Annotated in this window: 13 protein-coding genes and 2 tRNA genes; 6 read left to right on the forward strand and 9 right to left on the reverse strand. The window is 69.6% G+C overall.

The features are described from left to right. Window positions 1-695: 695 nt before the first annotated feature. On the forward strand, window positions 696-923 hold the full coding sequence (locus ACQVFL_RS24005) for a hypothetical protein (RefSeq protein ID WP_350700503.1): 228 nt from the start codon (window positions 696-698) through the stop codon (window positions 921-923). Window positions 924-929: 6 nt separating this feature from the next. Here the strand turns inward: ACQVFL_RS24005 and ACQVFL_RS24010 are convergent, their stop codons facing one another. The 6 genes from ACQVFL_RS24010 to ACQVFL_RS24035 form a co-directional block, all read right to left on the reverse strand. Further along, complete coding sequence (locus ACQVFL_RS24010; protein WP_396699072.1) at window positions 930-1,727, reverse strand: carbon-nitrogen hydrolase family protein; 798 nt, start codon at window positions 1,725-1,727, stop codon at window positions 930-932. A gap of 61 nt (window positions 1,728-1,788) precedes the next feature. Beyond that, a complete protein-coding gene (clpX, locus tag ACQVFL_RS24015; protein WP_396699071.1) occupies window positions 1,789-3,084 on the reverse strand; it encodes an ATP-dependent Clp protease ATP-binding subunit ClpX in 1,296 nt (431 codons plus the stop codon). Between the two features lie 205 nt (window positions 3,085-3,289). Next, entirely contained in the window at window positions 3,290-3,952 is a 663-nt protein-coding gene (locus ACQVFL_RS24020) for an ATP-dependent Clp protease proteolytic subunit (RefSeq protein ID WP_396699069.1), read from the reverse strand. 14 nt (window positions 3,953-3,966) lie between these two features. Beyond that, complete coding sequence (locus ACQVFL_RS24025) at window positions 3,967-4,608, reverse strand: ClpP family protease (RefSeq protein WP_131052514.1); 642 nt, start codon at window positions 4,606-4,608, stop codon at window positions 3,967-3,969. A 171-nt stretch (window positions 4,609-4,779) separates the two neighbouring features. Next, entirely contained in the window at window positions 4,780-6,126 is a 1,347-nt protein-coding gene (gene tig, locus ACQVFL_RS24030) for a trigger factor (protein WP_396699066.1), read from the reverse strand. Window positions 6,127-6,287: 161 nt separating this feature from the next. Beyond that, window positions 6,288-6,361 (reverse strand) — tRNA-Pro (locus ACQVFL_RS24035). A gap of 219 nt (window positions 6,362-6,580) precedes the next feature. On the opposite strand from ACQVFL_RS24035, the gene ACQVFL_RS24040 reads away from it, so the two are divergent. Further along, a tRNA-Gly gene (locus ACQVFL_RS24040) sits at window positions 6,581-6,654 on the forward strand. A gap of 114 nt (window positions 6,655-6,768) precedes the next feature. Here the strand turns inward: ACQVFL_RS24040 and ACQVFL_RS24045 are convergent. Both ACQVFL_RS24045 and ACQVFL_RS24050 read right to left on the reverse strand, forming a co-directional pair. Continuing rightward, window positions 6,769-7,707 (reverse strand): NmrA family NAD(P)-binding protein, encoded by a 939-nt coding sequence (locus ACQVFL_RS24045; protein WP_431727659.1) that lies wholly within the window; start codon window positions 7,705-7,707, stop codon window positions 6,769-6,771. A 21-nt stretch (window positions 7,708-7,728) separates the two neighbouring features. Continuing rightward, window positions 7,729-8,619, reverse strand: coding sequence for a pirin family protein (locus ACQVFL_RS24050; protein ID WP_431727660.1), 891 nt, complete (start codon window positions 8,617-8,619; stop codon window positions 7,729-7,731). A gap of 88 nt (window positions 8,620-8,707) precedes the next feature. Here ACQVFL_RS24050 and ACQVFL_RS24055 point away from each other — a divergent pair, with 88 nt between their 5' ends. Then, window positions 8,708-9,052, forward strand: a complete 345-nt coding sequence (locus tag ACQVFL_RS24055) for a winged helix-turn-helix transcriptional regulator (RefSeq protein ID WP_431727661.1) — start codon at window positions 8,708-8,710, stop codon at window positions 9,050-9,052. 129 nt (window positions 9,053-9,181) lie between these two features. On the opposite strand, the gene ACQVFL_RS24060 is transcribed toward ACQVFL_RS24055, so the two are convergent. Beyond that, window positions 9,182-10,000 (reverse strand): aminoglycoside N(3)-acetyltransferase, encoded by an 819-nt coding sequence (locus ACQVFL_RS24060; RefSeq protein WP_431727662.1) that lies wholly within the window; start codon window positions 9,998-10,000, stop codon window positions 9,182-9,184. A gap of 48 nt (window positions 10,001-10,048) precedes the next feature. Between ACQVFL_RS24060 and ACQVFL_RS24065 the strand changes: the two genes are divergently transcribed. The 3 genes from ACQVFL_RS24065 (at window position 10,049) to ACQVFL_RS24075 (ending at window position 12,443) form a co-directional block, all read left to right on the forward strand. Next, the gene (locus ACQVFL_RS24065; RefSeq protein ID WP_396699029.1) at window positions 10,049-10,330 is read left to right on the forward strand and encodes a hypothetical protein; all 282 of its coding nucleotides are present in this window, start codon (window positions 10,049-10,051) and stop codon (window positions 10,328-10,330) included. A gap of 100 nt (window positions 10,331-10,430) precedes the next feature. Then, the gene (locus ACQVFL_RS24070) at window positions 10,431-11,117 is read left to right on the forward strand and encodes a DUF1028 domain-containing protein (protein ID WP_431727663.1); all 687 of its coding nucleotides are present in this window, start codon (window positions 10,431-10,433) and stop codon (window positions 11,115-11,117) included. Window positions 11,118-11,213: 96 nt separating this feature from the next. After that, window positions 11,214-12,443, forward strand: a complete 1,230-nt coding sequence (locus ACQVFL_RS24075; RefSeq protein ID WP_396699025.1) for a S8 family peptidase — start codon at window positions 11,214-11,216, stop codon at window positions 12,441-12,443. The last annotated feature ends 185 nt before the right edge of the window (window positions 12,444-12,628 follow it).

Below are 12,628 nucleotides of genomic sequence, written 5' to 3' on the forward strand. Positions count from 1 at the left end.
AGCAAACCCCAGCAACAAACAAATGTTGCCAAAGGAATCCCCACCAACCCAAAAGTTGGCACGGGGCATCATAAAACAATTTGGCACTGGCTTATCAAGCACCCTGTTGAGTTCTCAAAGAACAACCACACACCAAACCGCGATCCTGCTCTTGCCTGACCGCGTCTGGGGCAACCGCTCCAAACTATCTGAGCCGCTCTCGTAGTGCAACCTGAAGATTCAGGCTTTTACTTCGTAGCTTGCTCGGGACCCGCGCTGACGCACGCCCATCGGGCGGTCGTTTCTGTCGCGGGAAGCGGCAGACCGGCGATCACCATTTCTGGCGACTCACCCGGCTCCCTGCCGGCTTCGAAACTCTACCCGGTCGGCTTCGCGATCGCAACTCCATCTCATGGAGCCTGTCGCACCACCCGGGCTCAGTCTCAGATCGAGAGTGTCGATCTGGTCCTGGCGCCCGTTCTCGGCCGGTTTGCCCCGGCCTCCCTCGTGCAGAGAGAAAGTTACGCGGACGTCCCGGAGAAGGCAAATCAGGGTTCGTCGATGGTTGTCCTCATGGCCCAGCCGCGTGGGGCGGAGGCGGCGAAGGCGCGTGCCAGCCTCCCCGGGTCTCCCCCGTCGGCGCCTCGACCACCTGCGGTGGAACCTGTCCTGTCGGCGACGACCGTGACCGGTCCCGACGTGCCAGAGTGTCTGGCATGGATGACGTGTCCCGGCCCGCCAGTCCGGTCCTCGCCGAGGACGCGCTGCTCGGGCTCCTCCTGCCGTTCTGGCAGCTGATCATTGGTGCGTTCGTGCTGTTCGCGGTGGTCGCCTCGATCGGGCGGTTGGTCCGGCGCGGCCCGTCGCGGATGAGCACGGCGCTGCTGGTGACCGCCGCCGCCATCGCCGGCTTCGCCCTGGTGGGCGTGCTGCTCCAGGGGTAGCTCCGGTCACATCCGCCGGTTGGCCAGACTCGGCAGCTCGGCACGGATGCGCTCCAACCGGGCCAGGTCGAGATCAGCCACCGCGAACCCGGGGCCGTCGGGCACCTGGGACAGCACCGAACCCCAGGGGTCGACCACCATGCTCCGGCCGTAGCAGGTGCGGGCGGGCTCGTGGTCGCCGGTCTGGCCGGCCGCCGCGACGAAGCACTGGTTCTCGATCGCGCGAGCGCGCAACAACACCTCCCAGTGGTCCCGGCCGGTGTGCATCATGAACGCCGCCGGCACCACCAGCAGATGCGCGCCGCCCTCGGAGGCGAGTTGGCGGTACAGCTCCGGGAACCTCAGGTCGTAGCAGATCGACAGGCCGACGCGGACGCCTTCGACGTCCACCACCACGGGGCGGTCGCCGGGGGCCACGCTGGCCGACTCCCGGTACGAGACCCGACCGGGGATCTCCACGTCGTACAGGTGGATCTTGCGATAGCTGGCGGCGAGCGTGCCCGAGCGGTCGAAGACCAGGGTGGTGTTCCAGGTGTGCTCGGGGTCCGGGCCCGACTCGTGGAAGGAGCCGGCGATCAGCCAGACGCCACGTCGGCGGGCGACGTCGGCGAAGAAGCGGCCGACCTCACCGTCGACCGGCTCCGCTGCGGGCATCCCCGCCGATGGCCCGAGGTAGTCGACGTACTCCGGGATGAGCACCAGGTCGGCGCCGGCATCGGCCGCACGGTCGATCAGGGCCTCCGCGGCGACCAGGTTCGCCTTACGGTCGTCTCGGGAGTTGAGCTGGCAGACAGCGACGCGCATGTCTGCCAGCGTACGACCGAACTGCCGTCGACGGCAGCGTGTGGCCCCGGCACCGGCCTGATCAGGCCGACTTCTCCTCGCGCTCGCGCCGCGCCCGACGGCCGGTGAACTCACGCGGGACGATGGTCGGGTTCACGTTCTCCAGCACCGCCTCGCGGCTGATGAGCACCCGGGCGGCGTCGGGGTTGCTGGGCACCTCGTACATCACGGAGAGCAGCACCTCCTCCATGATCGCCCGCAGGCCACGGGCGCCGGTGCCACGCAACATCGCCTGGTCGGCGATCGCCTCCAACGCCGGGTGCTCGAACTCCAGCTCGACGCCGTCCAGCTCGAAGAGGCGCTGGTATTGCCGGACCAGCGCGTTGCGTGGCTCGGTGAGGATGCGGACCAGCGCGCTGCGATCCAGGCTGCGCACGCTGGTGATCACCGGAAGCCGGCCGATGAACTCGGGGATCAGCCCGAACTTGAGCATGTCCTCGGGCATGACCTGGCTGAAGATGTCGTCGGTGGACCGCTCGGAGACAGCCCGGAGACGGGCACCGAAGCCGGTGCCGCCGTGGCCGGTGCGTGCCTCGATGATCTGGTCCAGCCCGGCGAAGGCGCCACCGCAGATGAACAGCACGTTCGTGGTGTCGATCTGGATGAACTCCTGGTGCGGGTGCTTCCGGCCGCCCTGCGGGGGGACGTTGGCGACCGTGCCTTCGAGCATCTTGAGCAGCGCCTGCTGCACGCCCTCGCCGGAGACGTCCCGGGTGATCGACGGGTTCTCCGACTTCCGGGCGATCTTGTCGACCTCGTCGATGTAGATGATCCCGGTCTCGGCACGCTTGATGTCGTAGTCGGCGGCCTGGATCAGCTTGAGGAGGATGTTCTCCACGTCCTCGCCGACGTAGCCGGCCTCGGTGAGGGCGGTGGCGTCGGCGATGGCGAACGGGACGTTGAGCATCCGCGCCAGCGTCTGGGCCAGGTGGGTCTTGCCGCACCCGGTCGGACCGAGCAGCAGGATGTTCGACTTGGCCAGCTCGACGCCGTCGTTACCGGCGCCCGGTGCGCCGGCCGCCTCGGCCTGGATGCGCTTGTAGTGGTTGTAGACCGCCACCGCGAGCGCCTTCTTGGCCTGCTCCTGCCCCACGACGTAGTTGTCGAGGAACTGGCAGATCTCCATCGGCTTGGGAAGCTCTTCCCACTTCACCTCGCCGGACTCGGCCAGCTCCTCTTCGATGATCTCGTTACAGAGATCGATGCACTCGTCGCAGATGTAGACCCCAGGGCCCGCGATGAGCTTCTTGACCTGCTTCTGCGATTTACCGCAGAAGGAGCACTTGAGTAGGTCGCCACCGTCACCGATCCGTGCCACCTACGTTCTCCCTGCACTCATCGGCCGGAGCCCCGGCCACGACCTGCGGACGCTTCCGCTCCGCCCGTCTTCTTACCCCGCCGGTCACCCGGCCAAGTCGTACGGACCCGACGTTACCCGCTGTCGGAGCTTTCTCCGACCCCCAAAACGGGTGTGTCAGAGGCCGGCGGGCGACAGACCCCGCCGACCTCTGACGTGGTACCGGTCAGCCAGCCGAGTTGGCGGCCAGCAGGCCCTTCTTACGGCTGGTGAGGATCGTGTCGACCAGCCCGTACTCGCGGGACTCCTCGGCCGTCATGATCTTGTCGCGGTCGATGTCCTTGCGGACCAGGTCGACCGCGCGGTTGCAGTGCCGGGAGAGCATGTCCTCCAGCTGGGTCCGCATCCGCAGGATCTCCCGGGCCTGGATCTCGATGTCCGAGCCCTGCCCGTAGCCGCCCTCGGTGGCCGGCTGGTGGATGATGATCCGCGAGTTCGGCAGCGCCATCCGCTTGCCCGGGGTGCCCGCGGCCAGCAGCACGGCGGCGGCCGACGCGGCCTGACCCAGGCACACGGTCTGGATGTCCGGCCGGACGTACTGCATGGTGTCGTAGATCGCCGTCATCGCGGTGAACGAACCACCGGGCGAGTTGATGTACATGATGATGTCCCGGTCGGGGTCGGTCCCCTCCAGGGTGAGCAGCTGGGCCATCACGTCGTTGGCCGACGCGTCGTCCACCTGAACGCCGAGGAAGATGATCCGGTCCTCGAAGAGCTTGTTGTACGGGTTGGACTCCTTGACCCCGTACGACGTGCGCTCCACGAACGACGGCAGGACGTAGCGGTTGTGCACGGCCGCGAACTGTGGCGGCAGGCTCAGGTCGGTCATCGTCTGCTCCTCGATCAGCTCAGGGTCCCGGCGCCCTCGGGAACCTGGGCGGCCCCGGTGATCACCTTGTCGATGAAGCCGTAGTCCACGGCCTCCTGGGCGGTGAACCAACGGTCGCGGTCCGAGTCCGCCTCGATCTGCGCCGGGGACTGGCCGGTGTGGGAGGCGACCCGCTCCTGGAACATCCGCTTGGTGTAGAGCATCTGCTCGGCCTGGATCGCGATGTCGGCCGCGGTGCCGCCCATGCCGCCGGAGGGCTGGTGCATCATGATCCGGGCGTGCGGGAGGGCGTAGCGCTTGCCCTTGGTGCCCGCGCAGAGCAGCAGCTGGCCCATGGACGCCGCCATGCCCATCGCCACGGTCGACACGTCGTTGTCGATGAACTGCATCGTGTCGTAGATGGCCATACCCGAGTAGACGGAGCCACCGGGCGAGTTGATCCAGAGGTTGATGTCGCGGTCCGGGTCCTCCGCGGCGAGCAGCAGAAGCTGCGCGCAGATGCGGTTGGCGACCTGGTCGGTCACCTCGCTGCCCAGGAAGACGATCCGCTCCTTGAGCAACCGGTTGTAGACCGAGTCGTCGAGGTTGCCAATGGTGTCACCGCCACGGGCGTCGATCGCCCGGAGCGGCTTCGCTGGGATGTGCATGTCGGTCATGGCAGCCCTTCGCTCTCCGTACCGTCGTGTCCGACACTAACCGCTGCGCCGGGCGGCAGAGCCCCGGTCCGGGCACTGTTCGCTCTCAGCGCAGGACCCCTGAGAGGCGTACCCGGTAAAGGAATCGGGCCACCACCCACCGCTACCGGCGGACGGTGGCCCACCCCGCGATCAGTGCTCGTGCGCGTGCTCCTGCTCGCTCGCCTCACGGAGAGCGTCGAGGCTCACCTCGTTGCCGGCCGAGTCCTTGATCTTGATGCGCTCCATGACCGAGGCGAGCGCCTTGCCCCGCCGCACGTCGCCGTAGACCGCACCGGCGGTGCCGGAGCGGACCAACTGGTCGTAGTACTGCTGGGGGGCCATGCCGGCGCGCTGGGCGCGGTGCACGATCTCGTGACCGAACTCGTCGTCGGAGACCTGGGTGTCCTCGGCGTCAGCCAGGGTGTCGAGCAGTAGCTGGACCTTGACGCCCTGGGTGGCGGCCTCGGTCAGCTCGGTGTCGATCTGCTCCTCGGTCTTCTCCTCGGCGGAGAGGTAGTCCTCCATCGACGCGCCGATGCGCTCCAACTGGTCGACCATGGCCTGCTTACGGCTCTCCACCTCGTCGCGGATGACACCCTCCGGCGCCGGCACGTCGGCGACCTCGACGAGCTGCTCCAGGGCCTTGTCCCGGGCGGCGTAGATCTGCTCGACCCGCTTGCCCCGGCTGACCCGCTCGCGCAGGTCGTCGCGCAACTCAGCGATGGTGTCGAACTCGCTGGCCAGTTGGGCGAAGTCGTCGTCCAGCTCGGGCAGCTCCTTCTCCTTGACCGTCCGCACGGTCACCGCCACGTCAGCGTCCCGACCGGCGAAGTCCCCGCCGACGAGCTGCGTGGTGAAGGTGGTGTCCTCGCCGGCGGAGAGGCCGACCACGGCCTCGTCCAGGCCCGGCAGGAGCTGCTTGCTGCCCACCTCGTGGGAGATGTTGCTGGCCGAACCGCCCGGCACCTCCTCGCCGTCGACGGTCGCCCGCAGGTCGATCTGCACGTAGTCGCCCTCGGCGGCCGGCCGCTCCACGGTCTTGAGGGTGGCGAAGCGCTCGCGCAGGCTCTTCACCTGCTCGTCGATCTCGCTGTCGTCGATCTTGAGCTCGTCGACGGTGACCTCGATGCTGGCGAGGTCGGGCAGGGTGATCTCCGGCCGGACGTCGACCTCGGCGGTGAAGTTGAGCGAGTCACCGTCGTTGAACTCGGTGATCTCCACCTCGGGACGACCCAGCGTCTTCAGGTCGTGCTCACGGACCGCGGTGAGGATGTTCTGCGGGATCGCCTCCTGCACCGCCTCGTTGAGCACGGTGCCCCGACCGACCCGCTGGTCGATGATCGCGGCCGGTACCTTGCCCCGGCGGAAGCCGGGAATCTGGATCTGCTGACCGATCTCCCGGTACGCCTTCTTGAGGCTCGGCTCGAGCTCGACGAACGGCACCTCGATGGCGAGCCGCACGCGCGTCGGGCTCAGAGTCTCGACGGTGCTCTTCACAGGCGTACTCCTTGACGGATCTCGGTTGAGTCTCGGGCGCTCTTACAGCCCATAGAGTGTAGGCGAGCCAGCACGGCGGGCCGGCAGCGCCCGGGAACCGCACGAACGGCAGCGCCCGGAACGGCGACCGGCGCCCGGGACGGCCCGGCCGCGAGCGGCAGTCGGGGTGGCGGGATTTGAACCCACGGCCCCTCGCTCCCAAAGCGAGTGCGCTACCAAGCTGCGCCACACCCCGTGGCGACGTGCAGTCTATGCCGTCGGTCCGACAAAGGGATGCCGGGGCGTCACCCAACGCGCCGAACGGGATGAACAGGACATTAAGGCTGGCATCCCCCATCGTGGGCGATCCGCACGCCGTCCGGGACGACGGCACGGACGCCGCACCGGATACGGCCGCGCGGGGCAGACGCGCATTGGGTACGCTGTCGGCGCGCCCTGATCCGTCGGGGCGTACGCGGGCGTAGCTCAATGGCAGAGCTTCAGTCTTCCAAACTGACGGTGCGAGTTCGATTCTCGTCGCCCGCTCCAGCACCACCGGCCCAGGTCAGCGGCGTTCTCGCCGAGCCTGGGCCGCTCTCCTTTCAGCCTCTTGCCGCGTGGGTGCCCGGCCTGGTCACCGCTGAAGCCCGCCCGCTCAGCCGGTCAGACGGCGGTGGGCCACTCGTCCTGCCGCCAGTTCTCGTCCGGCACCGCGAAGTGTGCCGCGCCGGGGCCCGACAGGTAGGCGGCGACCGAGGTCGGCAGCACGTCCGGGTAGTCCGCGTTGCGGACGTCCCGCAGCGAGGCCGTCCCGTCGAACATGGCGATCTGGTATTGCAGGGCCAGGTACTCGAACATGCTGGACGCCGTGAACTGGCGGCGGGCGATCTCCGCGTGCAGGTCCCGCAGGGTGCCCTTGCGCACCAGGTTCCACCGGCGTCCGGATGCAGCCTCGACCTCGTTGCGAAGTTCCAGCATGGAGAGCTGCTGGCCGACCACATGCACCTCGCGGCCGGCGGTCCGGGGGTCGAGGGCGATCGCGGCCGTGTACGCGGCGGTGTCCGGGATCGTGGTGATGTCGATCGGGCGGGTGCCGTCGCCCCACACCGAGAAGGTGCCCGCCGCCGGGTCGAGGATCTCGTGGACGTCGGCGAGAAAATACTCCGGGAACGCGCCGATCGACACCGACGTGCGCGCGACCGTCGATGAGTCGAACTCGTCGGCGAACGTGCGGCGCAGGTCGGACAGCACGTTGACCCCGTACCCGTACCCGTGGAGGTTGATCGAGAAGTCCGACGGGATCATCCGGTGCACACCTGCGCGTTCCGCCGCCCGCAGCAGATCCCGTTGCCCGTCGATGATGATCTCCGGGCCACCCTGTACCGCGGACACCACGACCTCCACGCCGTCGACGAGCGGCAGGAGTGCGGCGGTGCCGTCGGTGAGGTCGCCGACGTACGGCGTCAGGCGGGGGTGGCTCGGCAGTTTGTGCTTCGAAGCCCCGCGGACCAGGGCCCGGACGTCGGCGCCTCGTTCCAGCAGGTTCTCGACGATCAGGCTTCCGAGGCTTCCGGTCGCACCTGCTACCAGGACTGTCGTCATCGTCGTCGCTCCTCGGGTTTCTCAGGTGCCCGCAGGCAGGCGCGTATGGCGAGGGATGCTGCCGAACTTTCCGGAGTGGAAGTCGCGGTAGGCCTGTTCGATCTCGGCCCGGGTGTTCATGACGAACGGGCCGCTGGCGACGACGGACTCACCGATCGGCCGGCCCGCGAACAGCAACACGGTGGTCCGCTCGTCCCCGTCGCCGGTGGCCAGCATCAGTGTGGTCGCGTCGCCCCGACCGGTCACGGGATCGGACCAGGCGGTCTGTCCGGCACCCACGGAGCGCCCCCCGATCGTCGGCCGCCCCGCGATCACGTACGCGAAGGCGCGCTCGGCGCCGTCGATGAACTGCCGGTATTCGGTTCGCGGATCGAGGGTGATCAGCGCACCGAGGATGGGCCACTGGTTGATCGCCGGACCGCGTGCGGTCCCGGTCTCGCCCGAGATCACCTGGACGAGCACGCCCGGCTCGGTGTACACGGCCTGCCGGCCGGCCCGGAGGTCCTGGTAACCGGTGGGGACGAACTTCAGGTGCGACGGCAGGTTGAGCCACAGTTGGATCACGCGAGCGTGCTCGGCGCGGGCGGCGACCTCGCGGTGGATGACGCCCCGGCCCGCAGTCATCCACTGCACGTCGCCCGGCCCGAGCACTCCGGCGTTGCTCAGGGAGTCGCCGTGTTCGAGGGCACCGTCCAGGACCAGGGTCACGGTCTCCAGTCCGCGGTGCGGATGCCAGTCGAACCCCGGCTGGTTGACCAGTTCCTCGCCCATCAGCAGGAACGGGTCGGTCCAGGCGTCGTTGCCGGGGGCGATGGCCAGGGTGCTGCGCGCTGACATGGGCGTCGGGCCGAGGTCCACCTGGTCGACGACCCGATCGACCCGCCGGGCCGTCGGTGCGGAAAGTGTGGTCATGATGCCTTTGCCTCTCGTCGGTCGGAGGAAGCGTCCCGCCTGCCGACAGGCGTTGGCAAAGGGCATCCAAGTTGCTTACTTTTGAGAAGTGACTTCGCCATCCAGCACGACCGTCGACGAGGACGGCTGCCACCGCATCCTGCGTGCCCTCGCCGTCATCGGCGCCCGTTGGAACGGGCCGATCCTGCTCGCCGGGGCACGCGGGGCACGCCGATTCAAGGAGTACCGGGCTCTCGTTCCGGGCATCTCCGATCCGCAACTGACTCTGCGGCTCAAGCAACTCCAGGAGCGCGGGCTCATCGCACGGACCGTCGTTCCCAGCACCCCGGTCCAGATCACGTACGCCCTCACCGCCGACGCCAGAGAGCTGATCGCCGCCCTTCAACCTCTGGCCGACTGGAGCGAGCGGAATCTTCCGAACAGCGACGCGTGAGGTCCTGTTCTGCTCCACCGCCACGATGATGCCCATGACGATCCACGAGGCGGACGTAACCGTCGCAGACATCCTGCCGCTGTCGCCCTGATCGGGTCGGCGGCCTGCTCGCCGCCCTGACCCTCATGGTCACTTCCGGCGCGGGCTGGCGTCGTTCTCGGTGTAGCGGTGTTCGGTCATCCACGTGGTGGCGAAGTCGACGAGCGCACGTTGGGACATCAGGCGGGCCGTGGCGTTGCCGACCCGGCCGATCGTGGCCGCGCCGGTGGCCTCGAAGTCGTCGCCGAGGCGGACGAAGTCGCTCTCGTCGGTGACGATGTCGACCCAGGTCGTCCAGTGGCTGGTGCCGTCCGGTCGGCGGACCGAGGAGCCGGTGGCGGCGCGTGGGGACGAGGGCTGCCGCCACTCGGCCAGGTGCAGCGAGGTGTTGGAGTCGTAGCCGCAGCCGAGCAGGAGGATCTTGCCGTCGCGTCGGTAGACCGCGCCGAGGGGTGAGGTCTCGCCCAGTCCGTCGTCGAGGCGGTGCCCGGCCACGATGTCGGCGGCGTCCGCGCCGAGGGCGGCGAAGGAGAACTGCGGGTGGGTGCTGCGCCGGGCGCCCGGCCAGGTGCGCACCACCTCGGGGACGGCGCCCATCCACCGGCTGGGCGTACGGGACGGGTCGAAGCCGGGGGTCTGCTCGCGGATCACCGGCCACCACGGCTCGGGTACGGGCGGATGCTGCCAGCCGGCCGGGTCGGTGTTGTGCGGTGTGTGCGTGGGTACGACGAGCGTGCCGTCCGGACCGAGCGTCGCCAGCAGGGCGTGCACCAGCGCCTCGATGCCTCCGGCGACGAACCCGAGACTGCGGTTGGACGAGTGCAGGATCAGGACGTCACCCGCGTCGACGCCGAGCGTGTGCAGGTCGGCGCTGATCGACTGGACGGTGTGCGGTCTCGCCTGGTCCATCGGACGTAGTTTATGCCGGAACAGCAGTTTCGGCGGGGAGGAGCGGGCATGTCGGACGAGCCGGAGCCGGGTCTGGTGCCGGAGCACCTGCGGCCGGAGCACGACGACCGCGAGTCGGTGCTGTTGACCGTCGACGGGGAACAGTTCCGGGTGAGCACACAGGCCGGTCGGCCGGGGTCGTACGACTTCGACTGGCTCAGTGGGCCGCACGAGTACGGCTTCGGACTGACCAACTCGGGCGGGCTCGCGTTGACCCGGGACGAGTTGGTGCAGGCGATCAGGGAGTTCCTCGCCGAGATCGACCCGGCGACCGGCTACCTGGCGGAATGACGGGCTCCGCTGTGGCGGCACGCCGACAGTGGTGCAGGTCCGGCGACCGTCACCCGGACGGCGACGAGTGCCGGACGGCGCGACCGGGTAGGCACCGGCCGTGACCTTCTCGATCGTGGGCCGCTGTCGGCGTACCGGTGAGCTGGGCGTCGCCGCGCTCACCGCCAAGCCCGGAGTCGGCAAGCTGGTGACCCATGTCCGCTCCGGTGTCGGGGCCGTGGCAACCCAGGCCGTGACCAACCCGATCCTGGCGTACGACGGCCTGCCGATGCTCGCCGAGGGCCGGTCGCCGCAGGAGGTGATGGACGAGGTGCTGGCCCGGGACCCGGGTCGCGAGGTACGGCAGGTCGGCATGGTCGACGACCAGGGCCGCTCCTACGCCTTCACCGGCGGGCACACGTTGGACTGGTCCGGCCACCTGGTGGGGCCGGGCTACGCGGTGCAGGGCAACCGGCTGGTCGGGCCGGATCCGCTCGACGAGATCGCGGAGGTGTTCCTGGACAGCCCCGAGCTGGAGTTGGCCGAGCGGTTGCTGCGGGCGATCCAGGTCGGCGAGCAGGCCGGCGGCGACCGGGCGGGTTCGCGGTCGGCGACCGTGACGGTGATCGGCGACCAGCCGTACCCGCTCTGGGACCTGCGGGTCGACGACGCCGACCACCCGGCGAAGGAGCTGCACCGGCTGTTCGAGGTCTTCCACGACGAGATGGTGGAGACGATCCGGAAGCTGCCCACCCGGGAGGACCCGATGGGCGAGACCGCCCGCGAGATCCTCGGCCGAACCACCTGATCAATCCATGCTCGTGGATATCTGGGTACGATCCTGGCTACCGTCGACGCCTCCGCCGGAGAACCCGGCCCGGGGGCGCAGCCAGGAGGAGGACCCATGCCACTCCCCCGTCCGTACCGGCCACATCCGGCCGCCATCCGCGCCTCCCTCGCCGCCCTGCTCACCGCCGCCGTCCTGGTCCCGCCGACCGGCACCCCGGCCGCCGCTGCACCGGCCACCGGCGAGATCAGGTACGCCGACACGGCCACCGCCGTCGCCGGCAGCTACCTCGTCGTGCTCCGCGACGAGGCCACGACGCGTACCGGCGTCGCACCGGCAGCCGTCGCCGACCGGCTGGCCGACCGGTACGCCGGACGCGTCGACCGCGTCTTCACCGCGGCGCTGCGCGGATTCGAGGTACGCCTGAGCGAGCCGGCCGCCCGTCGACTCGCCGCCGACCCGGCGGTCGCCCACGTCGAGCAGAACCGGATCGTGACCCTGGCCGACCCGGGGGTGCAGCTCGATCCGCCGTCCTGGGGACTGGACCGGATCGACCAGCGGTACCTTCCCCTGGACGGCCGGTACGCGTACCCGAACACCGCGCCGGACGTGCACGCGTACGTGATCGACACCGGGGTGCGGGGCACCCACCGTGACTTCGGCGGGCGGGTCGGCACCGGCGTGGACCTGGTGGACGGCCTACCGGCGGACGACTGCAACGGGCACGGGACCCATCTCGCCGGCACGGTCGGCGGCACGCTGCACGGGGTGGCCAAGCGGGTCCGGCTGCACCCGGTGCGGGTGCTCACCTGTGCGGGCAGCGGCAGCATCGCCCAGGTGATCGGCGGCGTGGACTGGGTCACCGCGAACGCGGTCCGACCGGCGGTGGCGGTGCTGGCGCTGGGCGGTGCCGCGAGCAGCGCGCTGGACGCGGCGGTGACCAACTCGATCGCCTCGGGCATCACCTACGCGGTGACCGCCGGCAGCGCCAACGGCAACGCCTGCGCCTACTCGCCCGGTCGGGTGCCGGCCGCGTTGACCACCGCCGGCACCACGATCACCGACGCCCGGATGCCGTCGGGCAACTACGGCTCCTGCCTCGACCTGTACGCGCCGGGCGCGACCATCACCTCGACCTGGCACACCACGGACACCGCCACCGCCACCATCAGCGGCGGCTCCCCGGCGACCGCGCACGTCGCCGGGTGTGCCGCCCTCGCCCTCCAGGCCAATCCCGGGTGGACCCCGGCGCAGGTCGCCGCCTACCTGACCGGGCGGGCCACGGTCGGCGTGGTCGGCGGGGTGAGCAGCGGCACACCCAACCGCCTGCTCTACTGCGGTCCGTGACCGGCCGCACGGCGCCGGGGCCCGCCGCGCATGCCCAACGTGCGGAGAGCACGGACGGGTGCCGTGCTCCGGGGATGAACCGCGTCACGCCGGGTAAGCAGGCAGCCGTCCTGGTGGAGTGACGACCTCGGTCGCGGGCTGCGCGACCGCTTCCGGGCGGGTCGGCCGTACGGTCGGCCCGCCCG

The organism is Verrucosispora sp. TAA-831 (assembly GCF_050780145.1).
GTDB lineage: Bacteria > Actinomycetota > Actinomycetes > Mycobacteriales > Micromonosporaceae > Micromonospora.